This is a genomic window from Microvirga aerophila (genome assembly GCF_003332305.1).
Lineage (GTDB): Bacteria > Pseudomonadota > Alphaproteobacteria > Rhizobiales > Beijerinckiaceae > Microvirga > Microvirga aerophila.
The window spans coordinates 1-26,596 of the sequence record NZ_QOIO01000065.1 but is presented as its reverse complement, the minus strand read 5'-3'; the positions used below and the strand labels follow the sequence as shown (position 1 = coordinate 26,596).

Below are 26,596 nucleotides of genomic sequence, written 5' to 3'. Positions count from 1 at the left end.
CCTGACCTGCTCCCATCCTGTTCCAGCCATAAATTGCCCGATGTCAAAGACGACGGCATTGCCAACCTTGGTGCCGGCTCCGTCGATCGCGACGCTGGCCATCGCTCCCGAGCCGGGAAGGGATAAGATGAACCCGGCCAGCCGCAAGGCTACTTCGGCCTCGGGCATGTGGTCGGCCGGCAAGTCGAAGTCTGGCCGCGCTCGGCTCTCTACGAACCCGGATATCACGGTGGTCGTCTTGTCAGTCATTCTCCTGCTATGCCAGCCTCTTCATGAAATAAGAACCGACGCCGCCACATAAGGTGCTATGCCCCGCCGGAGGACCCCACCCGTGTGCAATCTGTATTCGAGCTATACCACCCAGGAGGCAATGCGCCGGGCCTTTGAGGTCAGCCGCGACAGTGCCGGCAACGTGCCGCCCCTGTCCGCTATCTTCCCGGACCAGATGGCCCCGATCGTACGGACCCAGGATGGCGAACGGGAGCTGATCCAGATGCGCTGGGGCTTCCCGCCCCCGCCCAAGATCGGCAACCACCCTGTTACCAACGTGCGCAACGTGGCGTCGCCGTTCTGGCGCGCCTGGCTCAAGCCGCAGTACCGCTGCCTCGTGCCGCTCACGAGTTTCAGCGAGTACAAGGACACGAAGCCACGCAAGACACCCGTGTGGTTCGCCTTGAACAAGGATCGGCCGCTCGCCGCTTTCGCCGGCATCTGGCGGCCGTGGACGGGCGTACGCGGCACCAAGGCCGAGCCGGTCGAGGGTGAGCACCTGCTCTACTCGTTTCTCACCTCGGAGCCAAACGGGGTCGTCGGGCCGATTCATCCGAAGGCCATACCGGTGATCCTCACCACGTCGGAGGAATACGCGGTCTGGCTCACAGCACCCGTCGAGGAGGCTCTCAAGCTGCAACGGCCCCTGCCCGACGACATGCTCGAGATCGTCGCCGAAGGCTCCAGGGTGGATCAGCCCGTGGACGTGCACTGAGGATCAAACCGCAATCCGGAAAGCGGTTGGATGAATGTCCGCTTCTCGCCACACTGCGGACCTTTGGCTTACTTCCGCTCTGTGCCATTAGAAGACCTTCCAGGTACAGGGTCGGAAGTCAGCACCAGCCATGGCGATGCCGAGCCTAGCTGCCGCACTATGATGAATTGCCATTCCTCAGCGACTCGAGGCTAACGACAAGCTCGTCCTTGCGGAATGGCTTCGTGAGGCGCGGCAGGTCGGGCTCAATCCCCTCGCTTTCCGCATACCCGGAGATCACAAGGATCGGCACTCCTGGCCTGAGCGTCTGGACAGCCCGCGCGAGGTCCGAGCCGGTCATGCCCGGCATGAGGTGGTCGGTGACAAGAACCGCGATCTCCACACCATTCTGTACCAACGCTAAACCCTCCTCAGCCGTGGCCGCTTCCAGTACATCGTAGCCGAGGTCAGCCAGCATGTCGGCAGTGCTCAGACGCACGAACTCCTCGTCATCAACGAGCAGCGCCGTCCCGCGGGCACGGGCGTGCGGCACCTCGCGTGTTGGTCCCATCGCCTCGGGCACGTCGGCGCTCTTGGGCAGCCACAGCTCGACGTTCGTCCCGAGCCCGACCTTGCTCTTGATTGAGAGCGTCCCGCCAAGTTGGGAGGCGAGGCCGTGAACCATCGATAGACCAAGGCCCGCGCCTTTGCCGATGCCTTTGGTCGAGAAGAACGGCTCGACTGCACGGGCAAGCGTCACCTCGTCCATACCGACCCCGGTATCTGCAACCGAAAGGCAGATATAACGCCCAGCCTGAAGCATTCCGCCCGCTCCTGCCTGAATCGTTTCGGCAGAAGCCGTAATGCGGAGCATGCCGCCGCTGGGCATGGCATCGCGTGCGTTGACCGCGAGGTTCAGAAGCGCCATCTCGAGTTGGTTAGGGTCGGCCTTGGCCGGTGGTAGGTCCTCGGCGACCTCCACCACTACTCTGACCTGAGGACCCGTCGTACTCGCCACCAGGTCGGTCATGCCGCGCACGACCTTACCCACATCGACCGCGGTCATCTGGAGTGGTTGGCGGCGGGCGAACGCGAGGAGCCGCTGGACCAGCGTCTTGGCCCGTTCGGCCGATTGCGCGGCAGCCGCGATCAGCCGCTGCTCGCGCTCGCCGCCTATGCCTCTACTCTGGAGCATGTCGAGCGCGCCTACAATCGGAGTCAGCAGGTTGTTGAAATCGTGCGCGACGCCGCCCGTGAGCTGGCCCATGGACTCCATCTTCTGGGACTGGCGGAGCGCCTCCTCGGCTGTCACCTGGCGGGTGACGTTGCGGCTTGAGCCCATCAGCCGAACGATACGACCATCGGCATCTCTAACAGGCACTAGCGAGGTGTCCCAGTGCTGCGGCCCGCCTGCGAGGTCGAAGATCTCGCGATACTGGTAGATCGTGCCGGTCTCGACGACGTAGCGGTAGGCCTCAAGCACCCGTTCGGCAACGGAAGGCAGTAGGATGTCCTCGATGCGCTTGCCCCGGATGTCCTCAATCTTGAAGCCAACGCTGGCCTCGTGCGCGGGATTGACTTCTTCAACGACGAAACCGCCGTCTGGCTCGACACCGACCACGAACAACGCCTCGGGCGCGTTCTCAAAATAGGCGCGGTAGAGCGCGTCGGCCTGGCGGCGGGCTGCTTGTGCCTCGGCCAGCCGGCGCTGCTCGGCCACACGCTCGGTTACGTCCCGACCCGTCAGAAAGGCCCCAATCTGCGAGCCGTCCGGTGCACGTAGCACCTCGAACCTCATCTCGTAGAACCGGCTGTCAAGCTCACGGTCGCCGAACTCGCTCACTTGCGTGAACGCCTCGCCCGCGAGCGCCCGGGACCACAGGGCTTTGGCCGCAGCCTGCTGCTCAGGCCTGTCCGAGAGCAGCTCCAAGAGGCTCCCGCCGATCTCCGGACGCTTGCCGTAGATGCGCTGGTACCCGTCTGAGCAGGCCTTGTTGATTGCCAGCCATCGATATTCATGATCGATCACCTGGACCAGCGCGTCTGTGGTCTCGACGATGGTGGCGAGCAGGTTGCGTTCGGCGAGCGCAGCTTCGATCCGGTGCTCGAGCGTGTCATTGAGCTGCCGCAGCCGGCTCTCGCGCTCACGGAGCGCTGCCTCGGAGCGGGCTCGCTCAACCGCCGCCCAGGTACGCTCCGCCACCTCTGTGACCAGCTCAGCGTCGTGTTCCAACCAGGGGCGCGGCTCCCGCGCATGGACGTAGAGCGCCGCACGCATCCGCCCTTCCTTCACCAGCGAAGCCGTGATGACGGCGCGTGTGTCGATGGCGTCGAACGCCGCGAGGCTTTCGGGCGCGCTGGTGCGTGGATCGCAGGCCACGTTGGAAACGAGAAGCGGAATGCCGGCGTGCAGCGCAGCCAGCACATCGGGACCAAAGCCCGCAAGATCGTGGGTACCCTCGCGCGAGGGTACACTCCCGTCCGTCCAGTTGCGATCTGTGGTGAAGTAGCGGGCCGTCTCCTCCACCTCACCGTATCCCACCCGGTTGGCGCCGAGATGCCGCCCGAGCGCCTCCTGGGCCGTCTCGATCACCGTCCTTGGATCGGCCAGCGACCGCAGCCGGTCGCTCAGGTCGAGGAGGAATCGGTGGCGCCGCTCACCGAGCACTCGGTCGGTAATCTCGTGCCCCTGGTTGAACACGCCAGCAATGGAACCGTCCTCCCCGTGGATCGGTGTGAAGCTGTAGTTCCAGTAGGTCTCCCGCCGGGCCCCGCCCCGCACCATCGGCAGCATCTGATCATAGGTGGAGAAGCCCTCCCCAGTCTCCAGCACGCGCGCGAGCTGCGGGCGGATCACATCCCATATATCGGTCCACACCTCGGCACCCGGCCGCCCCATTGCCCAAGGGTGACGCTCGGCCGGGATCTGAGCCCATGCGTCGTTGTACAGGAGGTATAGCTCGGGCCCCCAATAGACTGCGGTCGGGAAGCTTGAGGTCAGACAGATGGAAAGCGAGGAACGCAGCGATTGCGGTCAAGTCTCTGGGGGGCCGAGCGGTGTTGCCGACCAGTCGTGCGCCAGGATCAGGGCAGCAGTCTCACCACCTTTGGCAAGGAATTCGGGTAGCGCCCGCGCGCTTTCCTCAACATTAACGTACATCGCACCCCCCGATTGAATAAAAACAGCGGGGTGAGGCGGAGAGGGCCTGCAAGGCAGCGATGGTGCCGTCGAGTTCCCGGTCCACATCCGCAGCGATGTCTGCGGCAAGAGCCTTGGCGACCTCATGGTAGCGCTCTCGCTCTCGCTCAGCGAACTTTGTTGCAAAGAAGCTGGCCAGGAGGATGAGCGGAACAAGGATCGCCGCGTCAAAGGCAAAGAGATGAAGCCGGATCGACCACTCCTTTGGAATAAGCCTAGTCAATCCCAAAGCTGTCTCCGGATCACACCATGTTTGTCGACTGTACAGCAGCTACCTAGATCAGAACCCGAGGAGCGCCAAGAGCTATCACATAACAAGTCGGCAGCCGAGCTCTCCTCTTTGGCTCCTCTCAAATTGTGCAATGTCTGCAACGGGCCTATAGGGTTGATTTAGTCGGGCGTTGATTGGGTCGTGCAGGCGTGATTCCATCCTCCTGTCGCTTTGCGGAGGGCAGGACGATGATGGGCATGCAACTGGCTCCGGCGCAGCTCTTCTACGACTTCTGCCTCGACGATCATGTCCCGGCCGATCACCTGCTGCGCCGCATCGACCGCTTTCTTGACCTGGAGAGCGTCCGCACGGCCCTGAAGCCCTTCTACAGCTCCATCGGCCGCCCCTCCGTCGATCCCGAGCTGATGATGCGCATGCTCATTGTCGGCGACTGCATGGGCCTGCGCTCGGAGCGGCGCCTGTGCGAAGAGGTTCACCTCAACCTGGCTTACCACTGGTTCTGCCGCTTGGGCCTGGACGGCAACGTGCCGGACCATTCCACCTTCTCGCGCAATCGCCACGGCCGCTTCCGCCAGAGCGACATCCTGCGCCATCTGTTCGAGACCGTGGTCGAGCGGTGCCTCGCCGAGGGGCTGGTGGGCGGTGAAGGCCTTGCGGTGGATGCAAGCCTGATTGCGGCTGATACCAACAAGCAGCGCTCTATCCCGGGCGACGCGTGGCGAGCGCAGGACCATGGTGCCAATGCTCATCGCGCCGTTCAGGAATATCTCGCCACCCTGGATGATGCCGCCTTCGGAGCTGCCAGTGAGGTCACGCCAAAGTTTGTCTCGCCGTCCGATCCGGCGGCGCAATGGACGGGCGCTTACAAGGGGCATGCCTTCTTTGCCTATGCCACAAACTACCTGATCGACACCCAGCACGCGATCATCCTGGATGTAGAGGCGACACGGGCGATCCGGCAGGCCGAGGTGGGGGCTGCCCGCACCATGCTCGGCCGAACGGCTGAACGCTTTGGCCTCAAGCCGCAGCATCTGGCAGCCGACAGCGCCTATGGCTCGGCTAAGAACCTGGCTTGGTTGGTCAAGACGCGGCAGACCGCGCCGCACATTCCTGTGATCGACAAGGCAGACCGCACTGATAGCACGCTCTCACGCGTCGACTTCGTCTACGATCCCGAGCAGGACCACTACACCTGCCCAGGCGGGAAGAGGCTGGTGCAGTACCGCCGTAACTTCACCACTCCGCGCACGGGCGTCACCAAGGATGGCGTGCGATTCTACCGGGCCAAGCAATCCGACTGCCAGAGCTGTGAGTTGAAGCCCCGGTGCTGTCCCAATACGCCCCGGCGCCGGGTGCCGCGCGATCTGGATGAAGATGCACGCGATGTAGCGCGTGCCCTGGCCGGCACACCGGCCTTCAAGCGCTCCCGTCACCATCGCAAGAAGATCGAGATGCTGTTCGCCCACCTCAAACGCATCTTGAAACTAGCGCGTCTGAGACTGCTTGGGCCAAATGGAGCAAGGGACGAGTTCTTGTTGGCAGCCACCGCGCAGAACCTGAGGCGGCTCGCCAAACTGCGGCCGATGCCGGGCTTCGCCGGCGTAGGAGCATGACGATGTGCCTCCAAACCGCCCGAGCCCGGCTCCAGAGCCGGAGCGACGGGGCAAACACAGCTATCCCGCAGCTCTGAAAAGCTCGGAGCAGACCGTCAACGCTCCATCTGGCCAACTAAATCAACAAAATCTGCCAAACTCTGACACACGATTGGCCAGAAAGTCCCGGTGGTCCTAACTTCCATCGACAGCGCATCTCAAAGTCGGCCAGTGAAGCCTTGTCGATGACAGGCGCTGGTTACGCTCTAGTTTTGATAGAGCCTATTTTGGAAGGGACAAATATGACTAGGATCACACTGTGGGGCTTTAGCGGCTCAACCTACGTTCGTACGGTCCGCATGTTGCTCGCCGAGAAAGGGGTGAACGACTACGAGCAGATCCCAGTCGATGTGCTCAAGGGCGAGCCTAAGAGTGGCGAGCACCTGACACGCCACCCCTTCGGCAAAGTGCCGGTTGTGGAGATTGACGGCTTTCGGGTCATCGAGACGCCCGCCATCACCCGCTATCTCGACGCGTTGCTGCCGGGCCCCTCTCTGACACCAGACGACCTGCGTGACCGGGCTCGCATGGACATGATCACAAGCATCATCGACAGCTATGGCTATAGCCCGCTTGTGGGTGGGGTCGCCGCTTACCACCTCTTTCCCGACTTCGTCGGCGGGCGCAACGATGCTGTGCACCACGAGGCGCTGGGCAAAGGACGGCTGGTGATCAGTGAGATCATGAGGATCGGAGGACAATCCCCGTACCTCGCTGGTGACGAAGTCAGCATTGCGGACCTCTACCTTGCGCCTATCTTCGCCTATGTGACGCTCACTCCACATAAAGATGAGTTCTTGGCCCTGCCCGGCGTAGGGGACTGGTGGGAGCGCATCCGCTCACGTCCGAGCTTCGAGGCAACACAGCCCTAGATCAACTTCATGTGCAGTGGGCGCTTGCACCGGGTCGTGTAGCCCAAATTTGCGCACTACTTCAGCAATGAGCAGGCGGTAATCGGCAAACAGCTCGCGCCGGCCGAGCGCTTCGGCTTTGCGATGCTGGAGATGGCTGGGCCACCCCTTAACTGCCCCACGGAATGCACATCGGCTATCGTTGAGCCACTTGGCGCGGCTCGTTGTGATCGATGTGGATCACGCCGTTGTTGCCATAGCTGCTGACACCCGCCACCTCGGGCCGCGAGCGCAGGTAGGTGACAACAGCTTGCCTGTTGCCGGCGACCTTGAAGTCCGCTGCTCGGCAGGCGCTATGAAGCTTGTGGCGCACACTGCCGCGGCTGTGGTTATCGGTGTGCAGTTCCTTCGTAGACACTAGCGTCACCGCCCCAAAGCGTGTCTCGACGTCTCTCAGCACGGTTCGCAAACCAGCCGGCAGGCACTCGGTCGGCACGGCCTCTGCTCCAGCAGACACGACCTGAGCAGCAGATGTGGCTTCAGACGTCTGTTTGGCCGGGGCGGCTGTGCTCGCCGTCTGCTCCACACCTGTGAGCGGCGGCGGGTCCACCCACACACGACGGGAACTGGAGGTGTTCGCCGCAACGGTATTTGGCTTGATGAACTTGCCCGGCTTGGCCTGAGGCACCACAGGAACCTGCACGGTCTCCCGCTCGGCATGGGCAGGAGCGGCCTGGAGAAACAAGGCTCCTGCGCTCACCACAGTCCCCAGCACCAGCAAGGCACTGAGAACACGGGCGGCGGTCTCGACCCGGTCCCATGGCTCCGCGAGTTTGAAGTGGTTCGCAGGTCGAAGTGTGCAGTTGCACTTGGTGAGGATCCGGCCCATCACATCACCTCAGTCGCATTCATGCACGATGCGGGACACGACCTTGCCCTGAGGCGTGTGATGCTTCTGCACTTCCAAGTAGCAGTTCTCAGCCAGCTCAAGGTTCTGCACATCGTGCAGGCTCTCTTCGCCGTCATGGCTCTCCACGAAAGCCATCTGCATCGATGCCTCAGGCTTGGCATTCATCTGAGGGGCTGCAAAAGCTGCATGGCTGATTACGAGGGTGGCTCCGAGGGTCAGAACAGCGACGCCTCTTAGGTAGTGTGCAGGGATGCGGATCATGGCGGGCTCTCAGGACGCTGGGCTGGAGGCCTGCCGCGGTGAGCAGGCTGACGATCATTAACGCGCGATAGAATCTCGCGCAACTATACTAACGAGCTATTCAGTAGTACGTTAAAGAACATCATCGCTCCAGGAGCACGCCTTGGCCAAACCGCAGCCGCTTGAGCCTGCCGCCCTTGAAGACAGCCTCAAGCTTGACCGACAGCTTTGCTTTGCTGCCTATTCCGTGTCGCAGGCCTTCAACCGTGTGTACAAGCCGGGGCTTGATCAGATTGGCCTCACCTACCCACAGTATCTTGTGCTGCTGGTGCTGTGGGAGCAGGACGACCAGATGATGAAGCATATCGGCGAGCGGCTTCATCTCGACTCCAGCACGTTGACCCCGCTGCTCAAGCGGCTTGAAGTTGCCGGCATCGTGCGCCGGCAGCGTGATCCGGAAGACGAGCGTCAGGTGCGGATTATTCTCACGCCCAAGGGCCACAGCCTCAAAGAGCAGGCTGCCAAGGCGCGGCACAACGTGGTCTGTGCCAGTGGCCGCTCCGCTCAGGAGATCCAGGCGCTCAGGGATGAGCTCATCCGCCTGCGCGACAGCCTCAACAGCTTGCTTGAGTAGACTCTCCAGTCCTTCCGACCCACTGAGGGTACAAAGCGGCAGAGCTGGAACTGCGAGTGATCGTTTTACGAATAGCCAAGCCGGGTAACTTGTGCGCCTCCGGCGCAGCCAGCGCACGGCCAGCAGGTCTACCGCTTCAGCCTTGCGGACAGTAGGCTGACGCAGCCCAGTCGCCTTTGGTCACCCCTGCTTTCCTGCTGGATGAGCCTACGATCTGTACAGGATCAAACAAGTTCGCCCCCCTTGATCCTGGAGCGGTTTGGAAGCAGTCGGAGTTGGGTGGTCTGATACGCCCCTGGCAGCAGTCGCGACCCGCTACTGCGGTCTCGGAAAGGTCTGCATCGGGTCAAAGATGGTCTTCAAGAGTAGCCGTGCGATTGTCTGCTTACTTACACGACTGCGGACTTTCCGTTTACTTCGGCCTCGTGCCAGGAGTAGGTATTGAGCTGCGGACGAGAAGCTGACGTTACCGCGATACACGAAGCTCGCGCCGCTTTGCGCCGCCAGAATCCTCTGAATGGCCGATGAGGTCAGGGTCCTTAGATCAGGCCTACCCCTTCTTGAGCGGCATGTGACCGCCTCAAGTTCCGTCAACAGCCAGACCCGAAACCCAGTACTGTCGCGCGAGCGCGGCGGCCCGCTTCCCGATCCGCCCGCGCTCTCACGTAGGATCATGCGCTTTGCCGCACACCCCCATCCGTCATCCTGTACCAAGTAATGATGGCGGACACGTAGGCCCGGTGAAGAGCGTGGAAGGGAAGTGGCTTCATCGGCACCACCGGGAAGGGCAGAGTATCGGGCCGACCCGTCAAAATATATTCCGCCATCCGGATGCCCATGGCGGTTTGGAGACCCACGCCACGCCCCATGCAGCCGATATCGATGAGGAGCCCGGGCTGGGGCTCGTGGAGATGGGGCAGGAAGTCTCGGGTGAGCGCTACGCGCCCGCACCAGCGGTGTTGGAACGGCACCCCAGCGAGGCGCGGGAACATCTTGACCACGACCCGCTCCAGGTGTGCCCAGTCAGCGGCGGAGGTGGGTTCCCGGAAGGGACCACGCCCGCCCATGATCAAACGCCCTTCGTGATCAAGCCGGAAGTAGAGAAGGAGCTTTCGAGTGTCCGAACAGACCTGGCCGTCAGGGAGGATGGACCGGCGCAGGTTGTCGGACAGGGGAGCAGTGGCGACTTGGAAGGAGTTCGGGGCGATGATCGTCTGCCTGAGCCCCGGCACGAGGTCGCCCGTGTAGCCGTTCGTGCACAGCACCACCCGTTCGGCCTCAACAGTCCTCCCGCTAGCCACGGTCACGTGCCAGCGTCCGCCCCTGCGGACGAGGCGTGTCGCTGGGCTGCGCCCATAGATGCGCGTCCCGGCCTGCAACGCGGCGCGAGCGAGGCCGCGGGCATAGGCGAGCGGCTGGATCGCCCCGCCTCGTCGGTCGAGCCAGCTCGCCTCATACTGGTCTGTGCCGAGATGGGTCTTGGTGGCGGTCCGGCCTAGGAACTCGACCGGTGCGCCCTGTTCCGCCCAGTCCGTGGCACGTCGGCGGACGGTCTCGACGCTGTCGGGGGTATGCGCACCCTGGATCCACCCTCGGCGCAGATGCGGCACCTTCATCCGGTGTTTGGCGATGAGGTCGAACACCGCATCGGTTGTCCTCCCGGCGAAGTTCGCTAGGCGATCCCCGGCCTCCTCGCCGAGCATGGAGCGAAGCTCACGAGGGTCGTATTTCAGCCCTGGGATCACTTGGCCACCGTTGCGGCCGGATCCGCCCCAGCCCGGCTCGTGCGCCTCTAGTACCGTCACGTCGACGCCTTGCTCGGCGAGGTGGAGCGCGGTCGAAAGTCCGGCATAGCCGGCCCCGATGACGCATATGTCAGCCCGAGCGTCTGCCTCCAGCGGCGGTGTCTCAGGTGCCGGCGGCGCTGTTGCGGCCCACAGAGAGGGGCTCAAGGGAAACGGCTCGGTCATCGGGAAAGACCTTTCAGAGAGGCTTCAGCACGCGCCGCAAGAAATCCCGAGTCCGGGGATTGCGCGGGTTCGTTAATAATTCGGCAGCGGGGCCCTCCTCGGCGATAACGCCGCCGTCGAGGAAGAGCACACGGTCGGCGACCTCGCGGGCGAAGCCAATTTCGTGCGTGACCACCACCATGGTCATGCCCTCATCGGCGAGCGACCGCATGACGGCGAGCACGTCGCCTACGAGTTCTGGGTCTAAGGCGGAGGTGGGCTCATCGAAGAGAATCGCCTTCGGTCGCATCGCCAGCGCACGGGCGATAGCGACCCGCTGCTGCTGTCCGCCGGAGAGCTCGTGCGGATGAGCCCCAACCTTGTCTGCGAGTCCCACGCGCTCCAAGAGGAGTCGCCCATGCGCCTGTGCGTCCGCCCTTGGCTCGCGTTTCACAAAAACGGGACCCTCGATAACGTTCTCTAGCGCAGTGCGGTGCGGGAAGAGGTTGAAGCGTTGGAATACCATGGAGACCTGGGTGCGCACGGCGGTTATGGACTTCGCTGTCCGGTTCACCGGGATGCCCTCAAACCGGATCGAGCCGGAATCGTAGCCCTCCAGACCGTTGATACACCGCAGGATTGTGCTCTTGCCCGATCCTGAAGGGCCGATGATGCACACGACCTCGCCCTTCGACACGTGAGTCGTGATCCCTCGGATGACGCGGTTAGCCCCGAAGCTCTTGTGAACGTTGTCGAGCTCAATCATCGGCATCGCGTCACCTCCGTCCGAAACGCCGCTCGAGGTGGCCGACGAGGAGGATCAACGGGATGCTCATGCACAGGTACAGCAGCGCCACAAGGGTGAAGACGGTCGTGTTTTGGAAGGTCGAGGAGGCGATGAGCTTGCCTTGGAGCGCAAGCTCTGCAACTGTAATCGTGGAGGCTTGGGACGAGTCCTTCAGCATCATGATCATGATGTTGCCGTAGGGCGGGAGCACGATCTTGAACGCCTGCGGCAGGATCACTCGCCGCATTGTGAGTCCCCAGCCCATGCCGATGGTTTGCGCCGCCTCCACCTGTCCACGGTCGATCGCCTCGATGCCGGCTCGGAAGTTCTCCGACTGATAGGCGGAATAGGCGATCCCGAGTCCGATGATTGCAGCCTGCACCGCGGTGAGTGAGATGCCAAGGTCTGGCAGGACGAAGTAGATGTAGAAGAGCTGCACGATGATCGGAATGCCCCGGATCGTGTTCACGAATGTCTTGGCGATGCCCGCGAGGACCGGCACTCCCGACACGCGCATGAGCGCCCAGAGAAGGCCAAGCGCGGTCGAGAGCACAAGGGACCCGGCCGTCACGATAAGGGTCAGGCGTAAGCCTTGGAGGAGGATGGGCAAGAACTCGATGGAGTCCTTCAAGAAGCCTTGCATGGGGACCTAGCGGCAGGAGCAGGCGTATTTGGAGGGGTGGCGCGGCGGAGGCCACCGCCCCCGGCGGGCGCTACTCCTGGAGCCCCCACTTAGTGAGAATCTTGGCCACCGTGCCGTTTTGCTTGAGCTTTGCCAATGACGCGTCGATCTTCCGCAGCAACTCGCTGTCGCTCTTACGCACCCCGATGCCCACGGATCCCACCACCATGGGCTTATAGCCCTTCACGAGCCGCACCTCGGGAAAGCGGCCTTGCTGGAGGTTGTAGGCAACAATGGGCAGGTCAGCGAATCCGGCCTTGATGCGGCCGGCGTTCACGTCGCGCATGATGTCCGGGATCGTTTCGTAAATCTTTACTTCCGGAAAGAGCCCGCTCTTCTGCAGCGGCTCCACATAGGCTGTGCCGACCTGAACCCCGACCGTGAGGCCCTTCAGGTCTTGAAGCGACGCATATTCCTTGACGTCGCTCTTGGGCACGAACAGCCCATCCCCATAGGTGTAAACTGGGGCCGAGAAATCGATCTGCTGCTTGCGAGGCTCGGTGATGTACATCGCCGCCGCGATAATATCGATGCGGTTCGAGGTGAGTGAGCCAATGAGCGCAGAGAACTGCATTGGCTCCACCTGAACCCCGAAGCCGGCGTCCTTGCCGATTTCGGTGATCAGATCCACCATGACACCCTGGATCGTGTTCGTCTGGGTGTCCAGGAAGGTGAACGGGATACCAGTCGGGGTCGAGCCGACCTTGAGGGTTTGCTGGGCGGCTGCGGGCAGCGCAAGCGAGACGAGAATCGCGCCGGCGGCGATCAACGAACGCAACGACATTAGAGGCCTCCCTAGTTTTGTTGGTTCGGGCCGCTGCCCGACCTTCATTGGTATGAAGATTTCTGCACGGCCTTAGCTTGACCGCAATGTTTTTTTCACGACGATGAAGACTTGAAGATCTGAAGAAGGGTGGATGGGGTCACAGGAACTACTCACGGCCGGACCTGGGAAGACCCTCGAACTCGTCGTCGGAAGAGTGAGGGATATGCGCAGGGTGAAAGGCCTTTCCCTCGACCGGCTCATCGAGGGCACGGGCAGGTGCTTGCTCACCCGGCCAAGATGGATGCGAGCCGCAAGGGCAAAGCACCCGAGTTGGAGGACATCTCGACTCGAAGAACTGGGACAACATGGTCGACCAAGGATTTGTGGTGCATCGCCCAAAAATTTGCCGACGAGAATTGGCGCAATAACAAGGCCGAGTTCTTCCACCGCAAGTTACGTTTTGAGGAGTTGGGTTATCCCTGCAAACTCAAGATGACTTTCGAGCTGAACACCGGCCGGTATCGCTCGGCCAATTACACCAGCTATGCCGGGCTCAATCGCCTGCCGATAAACTTGTGAGCAGGGCACAGAGCGATCTCCTCCCCGCTCCCCCTCAACCGAAGGATATCAGGCTCGGGCCGTTGAGCATGTATGCTGGGCAGAATGCTATGAGCACATGCCCAATTTCTAATGGGCAAAGAATTGGAAATTGGGAAATCGGGAGAGCCGATCGGGTACAAGGGTGTCATGGTGCGCGCGAGACGGCCCAAATTGTGTCTTTCTCCTGAACGCTGAAGTTATCACTTCAAAGGAAAATCAAATGTCGCGACGAGGTGGTAAGCGTCCTGGTGCCGGGCGCCCGCAGGGGCGGAAAGACAAAGCGACGGCCGCGCAGAAGCAGACGCTTGAGGAGTTGTCCCACTCGGATACGGAAACGGCCCTGAATGTGCTGGTGCAAGTCGCTCAACATGGTCAAAGCGAATCTGCCCGTTGTCCGCGGCGAATGTGATCCTCGACCGTGGTTACGGCAAATCCCATCCCCTGGAGGCGGTGCCCGTGCCGCCATCAACCAACGCCGGAAGAGCTGCCGAGGCTGTCGCCAAAATGCAGGCGGAGATTGGCGAGCTCCTCGATACAACACTCCCGCCAGCTGGTTCTGAGGATACAAATCCCGTCAAGGAAGGCCAGGACTTCAAAGCAAACAGCAACACCAAGCAGGCGCTATGGTGGAGGTCTACGGAGCTGAGCCTCGAATTTCGTTGTACAGCTTAAGTTGATTATCCGTTTCTACCTTCGACCACGAGCACTTTATGACGGGGGCTCCGCTGGCGCTGGCGTCCGAACGTGGACGCCCCGCCCTTTATTTACTGGGGCAAAAAATGGGAAATTGGGCACCCATGTGCCCTCACACTCTTGATCCTGTATCCGGCGAAGCGCGGCAGCTAGCGGACGTTGGATCACACCCACCACGGCCCGCAGCCGATGTGCTTGGAACTGATCGCAGCGTTACGCAAAACTGCGCCCCTTACTCCGAAGGTCCGCTTAAAGCCTGTTTGCGGTCTTATCCGTTACTGCCGCTTCGTGCCATTTCAAGACATTCACTCGCACCCCAGTGGCGCTCAGGACGCGCCTTCATCGAGCATGCGCCTCACCTTGTAGGCTAGCTCGGCATAGGTGAAGGGCTTCCCAATCAGATGCATCCCGGGGTCGAGACGGCCGTGGTGGACAATGGCGTTCGAGGTGTAGCCCGTGGTGAACAGAACCGGCAGCCCTGGCCTGCGCCGGGAAACCTCGTCCGAAAGGGCACGTCCGTTCATCCCTCCTGTCAGAACAACATCAGTAAAAAGAAGTTCGATCTCCGGATGCTGCTCAAATATCTCAAGCGCCTCTCGAGCGTCGCCAGCCTCAAGGACGCGGTATCCGAGATCCCGCAGGGCCTCGATGGTGTAGGTGCGCAGATCGGGCTCATCTTCCACGACCAGAATGGTCTCGCCCGTGCCCCTCACCATTGCAGGGCTCTTTGCAGGCATCTCGGCAGGCTCCTCATCGGAGCCGATCAGGCGGGGCAGGTAGATCTTGATCGTCGTACCTTCGCCCAGTTCGCTGTAGATCCGGACATGGCCGTTGGACTGCCGCACGAAGCCATACACCTGACTCAGGCCCAGTCCGGTTCCCTTACCAGCTTCCTTGGTCGTGAAGAATGGCTCGAATACCTTCTCCATCGTAGCCTTGTCCATTCCGGTTCCGGTATCAGAGACGGCCACGAGCACGTACTGTCCCGCCGGGACCGGCTCGGCCAAAGCCTCGACATAGGCCTCATCTAAACGGGCATTGGCAGTTTCGATGGTGAGTTTGCCACCATCCGGCATGGCATCACGAGCGTTCACCGCCAGATTGAGAATGGCGTTCTCCAACTGGTTCGGATCTGCCTGGGAGCGCCAGAGACCGCCGGCGAGCACGGTCTCCAGCACAACCACTTCACCGAGCGTCCGCCTCAGTAGGTCAGACATGCCGGCCACCAGCTTGTTGACATCAATGGGCTTGGGATCCAGCGGCTGACGTCTGGAGAAGGCCAGGAGACGCTGGGTCAGGGTCGCGGCCCGTCGGGTTGCATCCATAGCATGATTGGCTGCCCGCTGGAGCCGGTCGGCGTCCTCCGGCAAGCGGCGCTGGAGGAGTTCGATGTTGCCGACGATGATGGTGAGCAGGTTGTTGAAGTCATGCGCAATGCCGCCTGTGAGTTGGCCAATGGCCTCCATCTTCTGCGCCTGTCGCAGAGCCTCCTCAGCCTTCAGGCGCTCGGCAACCTCCTGGATGACGCGCTCCTCCAGGGTCTCGTTGAGGCGCTTGAGCTCTTCAGTCGCCTGCTCCGCCTTCTGGCGGGCCAGCAGCAACTCGCGCTCATACTTGCGCCGGTCGGTGGCGTTGAAGAGGGTGATGCGATGAACCATCGGGCGGCCATTCGCATCCCGCTTCTGGACCATGTTGGCTAGAACCGGCAGGGCACGTCCGTCGGCGCAGGTCAGATCGAAGGCGATCTCGTTCACGAAGCCCTGCATCCGCAGGAGCGGCGTCAGGTGCGTATCGTAGAAGATCTTGGCGCCGACACTCAGAAGATCCTGAAAGCATCTGTGGCCGACAACGTCCTGCCGCTCCATGCCAATCCAGGTGAGGAAGGTCTGGTTGGCTCTGATGATCGTGCCATCCGGCCGGGTCGAAAGGTAACCGCAGGGGGCGCTCTCGTAGAGTTCCTCGGCCGTTTCGATCAGAGATCCCTGATCCATCTTCACGATGCGATGGCCTTGGCGACGGCCTTGGCTGGGACATCGCTCAGAAAGGCTTCCATGGCCGCGATCGTCTCCTCAGGGGCGCTCAGGTTCGGGCAGTGTCCCGTCGCGCTGAGCTGAACGAACTCACTGCCCGGAAGGCTCTGGTGCATGTAGCGCCCGACGACGTCCGGAGCAATCACATCCTGAGAGCACTGGAGGATGAGCGCCTTCGTCTTCACCTTTGGTAGATCGGCACGGTTGTCCGAGAGGAACGTCACGCGAGCGAAGTGCTTGGCGATCTCCGGGTCGGTGCGGCAGAAGCTGTTGGTCAGTTCCTCGCCGAGCTCCGGGCGCTCCGGGTTGCCCATGATCACTGGGGCCATGGTGCTCGACCAGCCGAGATGATTGGTGTCGAGGAAGTCGAGCAGGCCCTCGATGTCCTCGTGCTTGAACCCGCCAACATAGTCGCCATCGTTGACGTAGCGTGGCGAGGGGCCAATCAGGACGAGGCGGTCGAACCGCTCCGGTTCCCTGATGGCCGCAAGAGCTCCGATCATGGCGCTCACCGAGTGGCCGACGAAGATCACATTCATCAGGTTGAGTTCCCGGCAGATCGCCAGCACGTCCTCCGCGTAGTCATCGAGCGAGGCGTACTTTGTCGGGTCGAAGGCTGCCGCATCGGACTGCCCATGCCCGACATGGTCGAATAGGACGACCTTGTAGCGGTCGTCGAAGGCTGGCGTGATGAACCGCCACATGTTCTGGTCGCAGCCATAGCCATGGGCGAAGAGCATAGGCTGCTCCCCACGGCCGAGAACCTTAACATTGTGTCGTGTCAGAACGGCAGACATGGGCGCTCCGTGGAATCCGAAAAACACCGGGTTGGCTGAGGCGGTGCCGCCTGCTCATCGTAACGGGAATGAGCTTTGCTGTTCGGCGACGAATGTTGAGAGGCTGGCTCTCATTACAACGGATGGACATTGCGCGCCAGCTATGCCGCAATGTGCGGCCTCCTTGGCCTCCCTCAGGTAGCAAGGCGCGCTTGTCCACCCGGTCGGCGCCCGTGCTCCCGAGGTTGAACCACGGGGTCGCCGTCTTCCCCTGCCGCGCCCCTGGGAGTAGGCTTGGGAGCGGCAGGCTGGACCAGTGATGGAGCGCTCCATGGAGCGCAAGCTAGCGACCATCGTCTGCGCCGACGTGGCGGGCTACTCGAGGCTGATCGGGCTGGACGAAGAGGGAACGATCACGCGGCTGCGAGCGCACCGCCGGAGCCTGATCAACCCGGCTGTTGCCCGACATGGCGGGCGCATCGTCAAGACGATGGGTGACGGTCTGCTGGTCGAGTTCGCCAGCCCTGTCGAGGCTGTCCGGTGCGCGGCCGAGATCCAACTCGCCGTAGCGGCCCGCGAGGCCGTCCTCCCCGAGGATCGTCGCATCCGCTTCCGGATCGGCATCAACCTGGGCGACGTGATCGTCGAGGACGGGGATGTCCTGGGCGATGGCGTCAACATCGCCGCGCGCCTGCAAGCCCTGGCCGATGTCGGCAGCATCTGCATCTCCCGCTCCGTACGCGATCAGGTCCGAGACCGGCTTCCCGTGGTCTTCGATGATCTGGGGGAGCAGAGCGTGCGCAACATCGCCCGCCCGGTCCGGTGCTATCGCATTCGCCTTGACACCTATACGGCTGAAGCGTCCCCTGAGCCGGCAGCCAGGCGGCGCTGGCGCCTCCCTGCCGCCGTGGCCGCAATCCTCGTCGTCCTCGGCGGCACCGGGTTCGTGCTGTTCAGGGAGCGCGGCCCGTCTGAGCCGACCGCCGCCCCTGTCGCCGCGGCAGCTCGCGATCCCAGCACCGGCGCTTCCGGCATGGCCCGTGTCGCCCCGCGCCTGTCCCTCGTCGTGCTGCCGTTTGCCAATCTGAGCGGTGATCCGGACCAGGAGTACTTCGCCGATGGCCTGACGGAAGACCTCACCACGGACCTGTCGCGCATCGACGGCAGCTTCATCATCGCCCGCAACACCGCGTTTACCTACAAGAACAAACCCGTGGACATCCGGCAGGTCGGCCGCGATCTCGGCGTGCGCTACGTGCTGGAGGGCAGCGTCCGGCGCAGCGGCGACGCAGTGCGGGTCAACGCCCAGCTCATTGATGCCGAGACCGGAGCCCATCTGTGGACGGATCGGTTCGACCGGGTGCGGGCCGACCTGATCGAGATGCAGAGCGAGATCACCGCGGGGATCGCCTCCACGCTGCGGGTGCGACTCGTCGACATCGAGAGCCGCCGCGGCCAGCGCGAGCGTCCCAACAATCCCGATGCGACGGATCTGGCCATGCGCGGATGGGCCCTGATCTACGCGAGCCAGACCCAGGACAACAATGTCGCAGCACGGCGCCTGTTCGAGGAGGCACTCAAGGCGGACCCACAGGCGGTGAGCGCCCTTACAGGCTTGGGCTTCACGCATATCCGGGACGTGCTCAACCGCTGGACCGATGCACCTGGGGATCCGTTGCAGAAGGCCGATGAGCTGATCGCGCGCGCCATCGCGATGAAACCTGACGATGCCTCGGCCCACCAGTACAAGGCGCTGCTGCGCCGGGCGCAGAGGCGCAGCCAGGAGGCGATTGCGGCGGCTGAGCGGGCCGTGTCTCTGAACCGCAATCTCGCATCGGGTTACACCGAAATCGGCTGGAACTATGCCCTCCTTGGCCAGCCGGAAAAAACGGAACACTACGTGTTGCAGGGCATGCGCCTCAGCCCACGCGATCCATTTGTGGTGTTCTGGCTGCTGTACATCGGGGTGGCGCAGTTGCACCAGGGACAGGACGAGGCCGCGCTCGACACGTTCCGGAAGGCGATCGATGCCGATCCGGGCTTTCCAAGTTCCTATGGCTGGCTGGCGGCAGCCTACGTGTTCACTGGGCGCGAGGCGGAAGCCCATGAACCTATGGAGCGCTGGCTGCGGGCGGTGCCATGGATGACGTTGACGCGCTACAAGACCCTGGAGCAGTCCGACCATCCAGCCTACATGGCCCAGCGGCCGCGGATCTATGCGGCCTGGCGCAAGCTGGGAATGCCGGAGTGAACTCAATGCAACGGCAATCGATTGGTGATCCATAGAATGTCTGGATCGGGTCAGGTAGTGAAATTCGTTCACTAACAGGAACGCCCGATGTTACTGTCCAAAGCGGAAGTTCGCACCCTGTCCGGAACGTGCCAATTGTTGACCTTTCTCGGAGTTGACCGAGGGCGAACTTCACCTTGAATTACGGCGTCTTCAACGAGACACCGTCAAGATCATCCGCTTAGATGCGAGTCTGGATACCTAACGGATGTGAACCCACCTAAGGGTCTCTCGGAACGCCTCCGGGGGAGCTGCCCCGCAAGCAACCACCTACTGTGGTTCAGTGGCGGAGCGTACCGGTGGCCTGAGCGGGCGGAAGTGCATGCCACGAGCTTCCGCAGCACCCTGTTCTAGGTTTGCCAATGTCTTTGGATAGGGGCTCACTCCATCCAACACGCACCTCCTCGACGCTGGCGTCCACGCCGTTTGGGCTGGGTGCCGTCAACGCCGACGATGTCCCGACCACCGGGAGCGTAAACCGGCCCAAGGCCCGTTAAAGGTCACGGTCCCGCTGATTGCCGCACGCGGCATGTCGGACAGGAGCGGCTCGGCATCGGCTTCTCCTGACCTTGAGGATGATCAGGGACAGAGATAGCCGCGGTTGCCGTCCGAGACGCACCGTGCCCCGTTGGGGAGGATGATCCCGCCCGTGCCGTCAGGCCGCGGCACCGTCCCGTTCGACAGCGTGAAGCCGCCCCCAGGCTCCGCCGCCACGGTCGTGCCGTCGGGCAGAGTGTACCTGCCGTTGCTGTAGGCCACGCGTCTCGTGTACGTGGATGCGGAGGTCGGCGCCGTGGACGCTGACGGCGTCGCTTGCGTCGACCCCAAGTTCGCGGGCGGCATCGGCCTAGCCTGCTGCTCGCCTGACGAGACGCATGCGGACACCGCGATGGACATCAACAGCACGGACGGCAGGCGCATGCGATTTCTCCAGGTTGCGTCAGGAATGCGGCACGTCGGTTGGGGTGGGAAGGCGCCCGTCTGGAGTGGACTTGTCCACGACTTCGGGCAGGGTCGTCGTGAGCCGCGACAGGAGTTCCTCCCGCGACAGCCCGGTATGCTGGATCAAGGTTGCCAGCACCTCGGGACCAATCGCCTGCTCGAGTTGGTCGGGGGCGATGGGCTTGTTCGGTCCCGTTCCGACCCAGGATTCGGCGACGTCGCCTTGACCTTGTTGCTTGAAGCTTTCCATCAGATCGCCAAGCACGCCTCCGAGGCCTCCGCCGCCGAGGCTTCCGAGAAGCCCACCAAGACCGCCCGTGCCACCCTGGCCTGAAGTGCCGAGCCCACCGCCCAAGTTGCCGAGGAGATCACCCAGGCCACCCTGCTGGCCCCCTTGGCCAGGAGCGCCAGGGTTGCCCGAACCCGCTCCCCTGAGCATTTCGGCGATCTTGTCCCGGTTCTGGAAGCCTGCCACGGCCAGCAGGCCCAGCAGGGCTGTCATGGATGGAAATCCGCGGTTCATTTCACTGCTCCTCGGGTTGAGTTGGCGCAGATGAGGTAACGCAACGCTTGCAACGAGGTTCAGGCACTTCCGCTGTCGAGCCTGGACGATCCAACGTCATCAGGTGTCTCACGATGCCGCTCAGGGCGGCGGTTCAGGAGCCTCTCACCGGCTTGATGCCAGCACCCGGCGCAGCGGACAGAAAACCCATACACGAAAGCTCTAGCTTCAGCCACCCTGACGCACCGCGATGGGTCCGAATTACTTCTCATGAGCCCGATTTGCTCGACAGAACGGCGACTGGTGAGGCTCGGCTTGCAGCAACCCTTCAGGTTTCACGGGACGCGCGGCAGCAGGGAGCCCCGCCGGGTTCACAGGGCTTCCGTGGGACGACAAGCGCGTAAGCCATTGCTGTCCGGCGACGGGTTCCTATTCCGGCAGGGTCCGATGACGTCGGGAAACCGCCGCGTACCTAGCTCCTGAGGTCGTCGGGGACCTTGCCGCCACTCGCAGCGAGCTTGGCCATGACCTGCTTGTGCAGCCAGACGTTCATAGAAGCGGAGTCGGAGGTATCGCCAGTGTAGTTCAGTTCCTGCGCCAGCTCCTTGCGGGCGGCGAGGCTGCTGTCGAGATCGAGCAGCTTCATCAGGTCGACAATCGACTTGCGCCAGTCGAGCGTCTGTCCCTTCTTAGCGGCGAGGTCCGTCAGCACGGCCTCGACATCGACTTGGGACATAGGCGTCGCGCTCGGTGCCGGCGAAGGCGCGGCCCCTTGGGTGGTCGATGCAATCGTCCCAGTGGCGGCAGGGGCTGCGGCAGACCCTTGGGCGGGCGGTACCACGGCGGATGGTGCCTGGGAGGATTGCTGCGCCGTGGCGGAACCGAAGATGGCGTCCTTGATCCTGCTGAAGATGCTCATCGTGCCCTTCCGTTGAAGCTGTGTTTCGACAGGTTGCCCCGGGCCAAGGAAGTAGAGCCAATCTCGGCTGGGACAATGATGAGCGTCCGGGCGTGCTCACGACAGCTCCGCTACTCGGCCGCGGCGGCCGGGCGCCGTGAGCAGGCCTCCATCACCGCCGTGGTCGGCGGTTGAGCCAGACCGTTCCCTGCATGCTCGTCCAGGCCGACAGCACCAGGAACTCGTACCACTGGCCATCGGGTGCCAGGAGCCGCCGCACGTCATAGTCAACGCCGGATGCTTCGCCAATTGTGGCCGAGCAGCTCTCAGGCGAAGGCAGGACAGCCCCGTCCTGCGGCGGGGACAGGCGGATCCGCCTCTCCTCGACCATGGTATGGAGCATGCCGTCGCACGGGCCTCCCACGCACCGATAGGTTCGCTCCCGCGTCGCCATCGCGATTTGTGTTCACTCGGCCGGGGTGGCAGGCGCGATGCCGGTGACCTGCGCGGACGGTTCCTCGCTGAGCCAGCGGTAGAGGATGCCGCCAATGGCCCCGCCGATCAGGGGCGCGACCCAGAACATCCAGAGCTGCGCCAGCGCCCAGCCGCCCGCGAACAGCGCCGGTCCTGTGCTGCGGGCCGGGTTCACCGAGGTGTTGGTGATCGGGATGCCGACAAGATGGATCAGCGTGAGGGCAAGGCCTATGGCCAAGGGCGCGAAGCCCACCGGTGCCTTGCCGTGGGTGGCGCCCATGATGATGAACAGGAACATCATGGTCAGCACCACCTCGGCGATGAAGCCGGAGATCAGGCTGTACTGACCGGGCGAGTGGGCGCCGTAGCCGTTGGCGGCGAAGCCCTTGGCGAGGTCGAAGGTGGGTGAACCGACAGCAATGGCGTAGAGGGCTGCCGCCGCGATCACGGCACCGATCACCTGCGACACGACGTAGGGCAGGATGTCCTGCTTTGGGAAGCGTCCCCCCGCCGCCAGGCCAACGGTCACCGCCGGGTTGAGGTGGCAGCCGGAGATGTGGCCGATGGCGTAGGCCATGGTCACGACGCTCAGGCCGAACGCGAAGGACACGCCGAGCAGGCCGATGCCGACATCGGGGAAGGCGGCGGCGATGACCGCGCTGCCGCAGCCGGCGAAGGTGAGCCAGAAGGTGCCGATGCCCTCGGCGACACACCGGTGGATGTTCTGACTGTTGTGCAGGTCCATGAGCTCCTCACTGGGGTTACGCAAACCACTCGGGTACTGGAGCGACGTCGACAATGCTGTCGATCAAAGGCGGCTTGTCGGGCGCCCAAGTCAACGCAGGACTTTAACCTATGTTGGCAGCATACTCCCCAGAACCGAAGCGGCCAAGTGGCGGCGGTGGTGCCTGTGCACTTCAGGGAGGATCTGATGACTAAGCAGAACGCCTCCGTGAACGGGGCGAATGAACGTCAATCACGCGGATCTGCTTCGGTACGGAGCGGAAGGGCTGCTTGGGGTCAGACAATGAAATTCCCTGCGCTTCGGAGCGTCCGCTTCGGTGAGGATTGCTGCCTTCCAGCTTAGGTCGTGGGTGTGCCAGTTGCGGCCCCTCCGCCCCTGTGATGACCCATGCGTTCGCGGAAATTCCGCGCTATCATCCAGGCATAGTCGACCTGCGGAAAAGGTGGCACTCGTCACTTGCTCGCGGAGATACGCCATGAGCATCGCGCCACTCACCTCCCGTCCGAACAGCACTCGCCGGCTGCCCCAGCAAGTGTTGGACGACTATACGGGCCAGTCGACCTCCAGCACCCAGAGGAGCAAGGACCATGGCGGCAGACCAGCACGAGGCCTTGATCCGCGCCTACATCGACGAGGTCTTCAACGGGCACCGTGTGAAGGCCCTGGAAAAGTACTGGGATGAGGATCTGACGTCGCACTGGCTGGGCATGGAGACGATCCACGGCCTGCCGGCCTGGCGCGCCGCGATGGAAGGTTTCTTCGCCGCCTTTCCGGACGCCGCCTACACCCTGGACGACATGTTCTTTGCCGGCGACCGAGGCGTCTGGCGTGGCCACTGGCAGGCGACCCAGCAGGGAGATTGGCAAGGGATCGCCGCGTCCGGCCGCAACGTGACGTGGACCGTCATCATCATCGGCCGCTTCGCCGGCGGCAAGCTGAGAGAGGACTGGGTCGAGCTGGACCGGCTCGGCCTCTTCCAGCAGCTCGGATGCATTCCGACCGGGTCGTAGGGGCCTGTCGCAATCTCTGGCGTCTACCGCTCGTTGCGGATACCGGCCGCATTCGCGCCTCCGAGCCGGAGGTGGCGCATGTCGGCTCTTAGGCTCCGAAACGGACCAAGCTCTTACGTCTCAGGAGCGCCAGATCCAGACATTCACGCTGTGCCTACTGGGAGACCGTTTTTCGCGAGGATCTGAGCGTCTCTTGCAGGTCTTCTACGATAGGTCGTGGAGCGCACGTCCACTCGGTGGTGCAACCTTGAAATCGGAGAACAAGACGTCCAGGCCAGCCCGTTCCGGAGTGCAACACATGGGTCCGACCCAGTAGCGCTCCACCACCGGAAAAGGACAGAGCCGCACCAGGGGCTAGTATTGGCCGTCTGTCGAGGCCTGGAGCCGCAGGACTCCACGCTCAACCGTCACCCTGATCCAGAAATCAGACGCATCGCCCGGGAACGGTCCGGTGGCCCAGTCGGACTGCCCGATGGTGAGAACGCTGCCCAGCAGGGCCTCACCGTCCGACAATTCGATCCCGGCTTTGATCCAGGTTGCTTCATCAACCCGCACCATGATTCCAGCTTGATCATAGAGGGTCTCGTATCGAGCCCGGACGTGCAGCGTGGCGGTGAACCCGCCGTGGACTTCGCGACCGAAGAAGTGCCCGCTGTCACGGGTGAAGCCGTAATGCGTTTCCCGCCAGAAGTCGGTCGCTTGGTCTGTCGTGACCGTGAGGACATCAGGCGTGAGAGCCCAGCGGCCTGGCTCGTTCAACCAACGACACTGCTCAAACATCAGCCCCTCACCCGAGCCGGACTTCCAACGACTTTAGCTCCTGCCGGAACGTCCCGCGTCACCACGCTGCCGGCGCCCACGACCGCATCATCACCAATCGTGACGCCTGGGAGGATGATAGCTCCACCCCCGATCCAGACGTGTCTGCCAATGCGCACAGGTCGGCCGAACTCCAGACCAGCGCGGCGCTGCTCGGGATCATGCGGATGATCGGCGGTGTAGATCTGCACCGCAGGCCCGATCTGCGTGCCTTTGCCAATCGTCACCTCGACCACGTCGAGAATGACGCAGTTGAAGTTGAGGAAGACGTTGGCGCCAAGCCGGATGTTGAAGCCATAGTCGCAGTGGAAGGGAGGGCGGATGACCGCTCCGGGCCCAACCCCGGCCAGCCGTTCTGAAAGAAGGGCATGACACCGATCGGGGGATTGGCCCAGCGCATCATTGTATCGCTTCAGCCAAACCCCGGTGGCTAGCAGGTCGGCTCGGATCTCCGGGTCAGCCGCATTGTACAGTTCACCGGCCAGCATCTTCTCTTTTTGACTGCGGGTCATGTTCCCTCCTCATCGTTCGGGACAACGCTGAACCTGCTGGCTTGGTACAGATCACCTGAACCACTGGTAAGGAATGGGTCGATAGGTGCGGGCTCAAGGTCCGAAGCGGGTCAAACTGAGTAGTGGCGGATTTCGGTGCGAAGGTCCGCCCATCCCAGCAGTGCAGAAGTACGGCTAAGGTCAGTCCTGTGCCAGCAGAAGACCTCCACACCTCGCCGGCACTTCAAGGAGAACTCTCAAGTCCGACCGATCTATGCTGCTAAGCCTGAGCAATCGACCTGGGTACATTGTCTCACCATGGACGCGGGCTGGACACCTTCCCCGGGCCACATCAGAATTGAGGCTGAAACAGCATCGGGGGTCCGATGAGTCCGATGGAGCAAAGGGTCGAGCGGCGGTTGGCAGCCATCCTCGCGGCCGACGTGGCAGGCTACTCGCGGCTCATGGAGCAGGACGAGACTGGAACACTCCGCGCTCTGACGGCCCATCGCGAGATCATGGACCGGCTGGTTGCCGAGCATGGCGGGCGGATCGCCAATACGGCAGGCGACAGCGTCCTGGTCGAGTTCCCCAGCGCCGTCGACGCCGTCCAGTGCGCCACCGCCGTGCAGGATGCGCTCGCCCAGGCCAATCAGGACATCCCTCAGGAGCAGCGCCTCCGGTTCCGGATCGGGATACACGTCGGCGACGTGATGGTGCGTGCAGGCGACCTGCTCGGGGACGGCGTGAACATTGCCGCACGGCTGGAGGGACTCGCAGATCCTGGTGGCCTGTGCATCTCCGAGGCCACCTACGGGTACGTGCGCAAGGCCCTGCCCCTCGCCTTCGAGGATCTCGGACCACAGACGGTCAAGAACATCGAGGAGCCGATCCGGGCTTTCGCCGTCACGTTGGAAAGCGGTTCCCCAACGGCCACTCGGATGACACCCGAGCCCACTGCGATCCAGCTCCCCGAAAGGCCATCCATTGCGGTTCTGCCGTTCGCCAACATGAGTGGCGATCCGGAGCAGGCGTATTTCGCCGACGGGATGGTGGACGACATCATCACCGGTCTTTCGCGGGTGAAGTGGTTCTTCGTCATCGCCCGCAATTCCTCGTTCACCTACAGGGGCCGGGCCGTGGACCTGAAGCAGGTCGGGCGCGAACTCGGGGTGCGCTATGTGCTTGAAGGCTCGGTTCGGAGAGCCGGGGACCGCATCCGCATCACGGGGCAGTTGATCGAAGCGGCCACCGGAGCCCACCTGTGGGCCGAACGGTTTGACGGCAGCATGGAGAACGTCTTCGATCTCCAAGACCAGATTACGGAAAGTGTGATCGGAGCCATCGAGCCGAGCCTTCGCCGAGCCGAAATCGAGCGGGCACGTCGCAAACGCCCGAACAGTCTTGATGCTTATGATCTCTATCTGCGTGCCCTGCCCTATGCCTATGCGAACACGCCA

The 26,596-nt window shown here is 62.8% G+C and carries 24 protein-coding genes and 2 pseudogenes; 8 read left to right on the top strand and 18 right to left on the bottom strand.

Translation table 11 applies throughout. The features are described from left to right. Window positions 1-249 (bottom strand): annotated as a pseudogene (locus tag DRB19_RS25005) (hypothetical protein); the annotation flags it as partial. Between the two features lie 82 nt (window positions 250-331). Between DRB19_RS25005 and DRB19_RS25000 the strand changes: the two are divergent. Continuing rightward, on the top strand, window positions 332-985 hold the full coding sequence (locus DRB19_RS25000) for an SOS response-associated peptidase (protein ID WP_114188733.1): 654 nt from the start codon (window positions 332-334) through the stop codon (window positions 983-985). Between the two features lie 157 nt (window positions 986-1,142). Here the strand turns inward: DRB19_RS25000 and DRB19_RS24995 are convergent, their stop codons facing one another. Beyond that, entirely contained in the window at window positions 1,143-3,914 is a 2,772-nt protein-coding gene (locus DRB19_RS24995) for a PAS domain-containing protein (RefSeq protein ID WP_276330633.1), read from the bottom strand. Between the two features lie 199 nt (window positions 3,915-4,113). After that, the gene (locus tag DRB19_RS24990) at window positions 4,114-4,386 is read right to left on the bottom strand and encodes a hypothetical protein (protein WP_162815852.1); all 273 of its coding nucleotides are present in this window, start codon (window positions 4,384-4,386) and stop codon (window positions 4,114-4,116) included. A 236-nt stretch (window positions 4,387-4,622) separates the two neighbouring features. Between DRB19_RS24990 and DRB19_RS24985 the strand changes: the two genes are divergently transcribed. Both DRB19_RS24985 and DRB19_RS24980 read left to right on the top strand, forming a co-directional pair. Beyond that, window positions 4,623-6,008 (top strand): transposase, encoded by a 1,386-nt coding sequence (locus tag DRB19_RS24985; RefSeq protein WP_114188730.1) that lies wholly within the window; start codon window positions 4,623-4,625, stop codon window positions 6,006-6,008. 281 nt (window positions 6,009-6,289) lie between these two features. Beyond that, window positions 6,290-6,919: a glutathione S-transferase family protein gene (locus tag DRB19_RS24980; protein ID WP_114188729.1), complete on the top strand. Its 630-nt coding sequence runs from the start codon at window positions 6,290-6,292 to the stop codon at window positions 6,917-6,919. A 175-nt stretch (window positions 6,920-7,094) separates the two neighbouring features. On the opposite strand, the gene DRB19_RS24975 is transcribed toward DRB19_RS24980, so the two are convergent. Both DRB19_RS24975 and DRB19_RS24970 read right to left on the bottom strand, forming a co-directional pair. Next, a complete protein-coding gene (locus DRB19_RS24975) occupies window positions 7,095-7,787 on the bottom strand; it encodes a D-Ala-D-Ala carboxypeptidase family metallohydrolase (protein WP_114188728.1) in 693 nt (230 codons plus the stop codon). Window positions 7,788-7,796: 9 nt separating this feature from the next. After that, the gene (locus DRB19_RS24970) at window positions 7,797-8,069 is read right to left on the bottom strand and encodes a hypothetical protein (RefSeq protein WP_114188727.1); all 273 of its coding nucleotides are present in this window, start codon (window positions 8,067-8,069) and stop codon (window positions 7,797-7,799) included. A 142-nt stretch (window positions 8,070-8,211) separates the two neighbouring features. On the opposite strand from DRB19_RS24970, the gene DRB19_RS24965 reads away from it, so the two are divergent. Then, complete coding sequence (locus DRB19_RS24965) at window positions 8,212-8,682, top strand: MarR family winged helix-turn-helix transcriptional regulator (RefSeq protein ID WP_114188726.1); 471 nt, start codon at window positions 8,212-8,214, stop codon at window positions 8,680-8,682. Window positions 8,683-9,353: 671 nt separating this feature from the next. Here DRB19_RS24965 and DRB19_RS24960 read toward each other — a convergent pair. The 4 genes from DRB19_RS24960 to DRB19_RS24945 form a co-directional block, all read right to left on the bottom strand. After that, a complete protein-coding gene (locus tag DRB19_RS24960; protein WP_114188725.1) occupies window positions 9,354-10,652 on the bottom strand; it encodes an NAD(P)/FAD-dependent oxidoreductase in 1,299 nt (432 codons plus the stop codon). A gap of 13 nt (window positions 10,653-10,665) precedes the next feature. Beyond that, entirely contained in the window at window positions 10,666-11,397 is a 732-nt protein-coding gene (locus DRB19_RS24955) for an amino acid ABC transporter ATP-binding protein (RefSeq protein WP_114188734.1), read from the bottom strand. Window positions 11,398-11,407: 10 nt separating this feature from the next. Beyond that, window positions 11,408-12,061, bottom strand: coding sequence for an amino acid ABC transporter permease (locus tag DRB19_RS24950; RefSeq protein WP_114188724.1), 654 nt, complete (start codon window positions 12,059-12,061; stop codon window positions 11,408-11,410). Window positions 12,062-12,131: 70 nt separating this feature from the next. After that, window positions 12,132-12,884 carry an ABC transporter substrate-binding protein gene (locus tag DRB19_RS24945; protein WP_114188723.1) on the bottom strand — a complete coding sequence of 251 codons (753 nt, stop codon included), beginning with the start codon at window positions 12,882-12,884 and terminating at the stop codon, window positions 12,132-12,134. A 258-nt stretch (window positions 12,885-13,142) separates the two neighbouring features. Between DRB19_RS24945 and DRB19_RS24940 the strand changes: the two genes are divergently transcribed. Then, entirely contained in the window at window positions 13,143-13,445 is a 303-nt protein-coding gene (locus DRB19_RS24940) for a hypothetical protein (RefSeq protein WP_147022197.1), read from the top strand. A gap of 1,040 nt (window positions 13,446-14,485) precedes the next feature. Here DRB19_RS24940 and DRB19_RS24930 read toward each other — a convergent pair. After that, the gene (locus DRB19_RS24930; protein ID WP_308494334.1) at window positions 14,486-16,150 is read right to left on the bottom strand and encodes a PAS domain-containing hybrid sensor histidine kinase/response regulator; all 1,665 of its coding nucleotides are present in this window, start codon (window positions 16,148-16,150) and stop codon (window positions 14,486-14,488) included. 2 nt (window positions 16,151-16,152) lie between these two features. Then, the gene (locus DRB19_RS24925; protein ID WP_114188719.1) at window positions 16,153-16,986 is read right to left on the bottom strand and encodes an alpha/beta fold hydrolase; all 834 of its coding nucleotides are present in this window, start codon (window positions 16,984-16,986) and stop codon (window positions 16,153-16,155) included. 310 nt (window positions 16,987-17,296) lie between these two features. Here DRB19_RS24925 and DRB19_RS24920 point away from each other — a divergent pair, with 310 nt between their 5' ends. Further along, on the top strand, window positions 17,297-19,216 hold the full coding sequence (locus tag DRB19_RS24920; protein ID WP_162815851.1) for an adenylate/guanylate cyclase domain-containing protein: 1,920 nt from the start codon (window positions 17,297-17,299) through the stop codon (window positions 19,214-19,216). Between the two features lie 618 nt (window positions 19,217-19,834). Here DRB19_RS24920 and DRB19_RS24915 read toward each other — a convergent pair. The 5 genes from DRB19_RS24915 to aqpZ all read right to left on the bottom strand — a co-directional run bounded on the left by DRB19_RS24915 (window position 19,835) and on the right by aqpZ (window position 22,816). Beyond that, a complete protein-coding gene (locus DRB19_RS24915; protein ID WP_162815850.1) occupies window positions 19,835-20,140 on the bottom strand; it encodes a hypothetical protein in 306 nt (101 codons plus the stop codon). Between the two features lie 55 nt (window positions 20,141-20,195). Beyond that, window positions 20,196-20,720 carry a YidB family protein gene (locus tag DRB19_RS24910; protein ID WP_114188716.1) on the bottom strand — a complete coding sequence of 175 codons (525 nt, stop codon included), beginning with the start codon at window positions 20,718-20,720 and terminating at the stop codon, window positions 20,196-20,198. A 451-nt stretch (window positions 20,721-21,171) separates the two neighbouring features. Next, window positions 21,172-21,618: a DUF3597 domain-containing protein gene (locus tag DRB19_RS24905; RefSeq protein ID WP_114188715.1), complete on the bottom strand. Its 447-nt coding sequence runs from the start codon at window positions 21,616-21,618 to the stop codon at window positions 21,172-21,174. 151 nt (window positions 21,619-21,769) lie between these two features. Continuing rightward, entirely contained in the window at window positions 21,770-22,000 is a 231-nt protein-coding gene (locus DRB19_RS24900) for a hypothetical protein (protein WP_114188714.1), read from the bottom strand. A 63-nt stretch (window positions 22,001-22,063) separates the two neighbouring features. Beyond that, window positions 22,064-22,816 (bottom strand): aquaporin Z, encoded by a 753-nt coding sequence (gene aqpZ, locus DRB19_RS24895; RefSeq protein ID WP_114188713.1) that lies wholly within the window; start codon window positions 22,814-22,816, stop codon window positions 22,064-22,066. 587 nt (window positions 22,817-23,403) lie between these two features. Between aqpZ and DRB19_RS24890 the strand changes: the two genes are divergently transcribed. After that, window positions 23,404-23,826, top strand: a complete 423-nt coding sequence (locus DRB19_RS24890) for an ester cyclase (protein WP_114188712.1) — start codon at window positions 23,404-23,406, stop codon at window positions 23,824-23,826. 204 nt (window positions 23,827-24,030) lie between these two features. Here the strand turns inward: DRB19_RS24890 and DRB19_RS24885 are convergent. Both DRB19_RS24885 and DRB19_RS24880 read right to left on the bottom strand, forming a co-directional pair. Next, a pseudogene (locus tag DRB19_RS24885) lies at window positions 24,031-24,606 on the bottom strand (DUF1349 domain-containing protein). Continuing rightward, the gene (locus DRB19_RS24880; RefSeq protein WP_114188711.1) at window positions 24,606-25,157 is read right to left on the bottom strand and encodes a sugar O-acetyltransferase; all 552 of its coding nucleotides are present in this window, start codon (window positions 25,155-25,157) and stop codon (window positions 24,606-24,608) included. The pseudogene DRB19_RS24885 and the gene DRB19_RS24880 overlap by 1 nt, the downstream one beginning before the upstream one ends. A 365-nt stretch (window positions 25,158-25,522) precedes the next feature. Here DRB19_RS24880 and DRB19_RS24875 point away from each other — a divergent pair. After that, a partial coding sequence (locus DRB19_RS24875) for an adenylate/guanylate cyclase domain-containing protein (protein WP_162815849.1) occupies window positions 25,523-26,596 on the top strand: 1,074 nt, incomplete at its 3' end.

What these genes read in the sequence shown, in the direction of transcription:
- DRB19_RS24985 (WP_114188730.1), top strand. Translation starts at nt 4,623, where the DNA reads ATGATGGGCATGCAACTGGCTCCGGCGCAGCTCTTCTACGACTTCTGC.
- DRB19_RS24980 (WP_114188729.1), top strand. Translation starts at nt 6,290, where the DNA reads ATGACTAGGATCACACTGTGGGGCTTTAGCGGCTCAACCTACGTTCGT.
- DRB19_RS24975 (WP_114188728.1), bottom strand. Translation starts at nt 7,787, where the DNA reads ATGGGCCGGATCCTCACCAAGTGCAACTGCACACTTCGACCTGCGAAC.
- DRB19_RS24970 (WP_114188727.1), bottom strand. Translation starts at nt 8,069, where the DNA reads ATGATCCGCATCCCTGCACACTACCTAAGAGGCGTCGCTGTTCTGACC.
- DRB19_RS24960 (WP_114188725.1), bottom strand. Translation starts at nt 10,652, where the DNA reads ATGACCGAGCCGTTTCCCTTGAGCCCCTCTCTGTGGGCCGCAACAGCG.
- DRB19_RS24955 (WP_114188734.1), bottom strand. Translation starts at nt 11,397, where the DNA reads ATGATTGAGCTCGACAACGTTCACAAGAGCTTCGGGGCTAACCGCGTC.
- DRB19_RS24950 (WP_114188724.1), bottom strand. Translation starts at nt 12,061, where the DNA reads ATGCAAGGCTTCTTGAAGGACTCCATCGAGTTCTTGCCCATCCTCCTC.
- DRB19_RS24945 (WP_114188723.1), bottom strand. Translation starts at nt 12,884, where the DNA reads ATGTCGTTGCGTTCGTTGATCGCCGCCGGCGCGATTCTCGTCTCGCTT.
- DRB19_RS24930 (WP_308494334.1), bottom strand. Translation starts at nt 16,150, where the DNA reads ATGGATCAGGGATCTCTGATCGAAACGGCCGAGGAACTCTACGAGAGC.
- DRB19_RS24925 (WP_114188719.1), bottom strand. Translation starts at nt 16,986, where the DNA reads ATGTCTGCCGTTCTGACACGACACAATGTTAAGGTTCTCGGCCGTGGG.
- DRB19_RS24920 (WP_162815851.1), top strand. Translation starts at nt 17,297, where the DNA reads ATGGAGCGCAAGCTAGCGACCATCGTCTGCGCCGACGTGGCGGGCTAC.
- DRB19_RS24910 (WP_114188716.1), bottom strand. Translation starts at nt 20,720, where the DNA reads ATGAACCGCGGATTTCCATCCATGACAGCCCTGCTGGGCCTGCTGGCC.
- DRB19_RS24905 (WP_114188715.1), bottom strand. Translation starts at nt 21,618, where the DNA reads ATGAGCATCTTCAGCAGGATCAAGGACGCCATCTTCGGTTCCGCCACG.
- DRB19_RS24900 (WP_114188714.1), bottom strand. Translation starts at nt 22,000, where the DNA reads ATGCTCCATACCATGGTCGAGGAGAGGCGGATCCGCCTGTCCCCGCCG.
- aqpZ (WP_114188713.1), bottom strand. Translation starts at nt 22,816, where the DNA reads ATGGACCTGCACAACAGTCAGAACATCCACCGGTGTGTCGCCGAGGGC.
- DRB19_RS24890 (WP_114188712.1), top strand. Translation starts at nt 23,404, where the DNA reads ATGGCGGCAGACCAGCACGAGGCCTTGATCCGCGCCTACATCGACGAG.
- DRB19_RS24880 (WP_114188711.1), bottom strand. Translation starts at nt 25,157, where the DNA reads ATGACCCGCAGTCAAAAAGAGAAGATGCTGGCCGGTGAACTGTACAAT.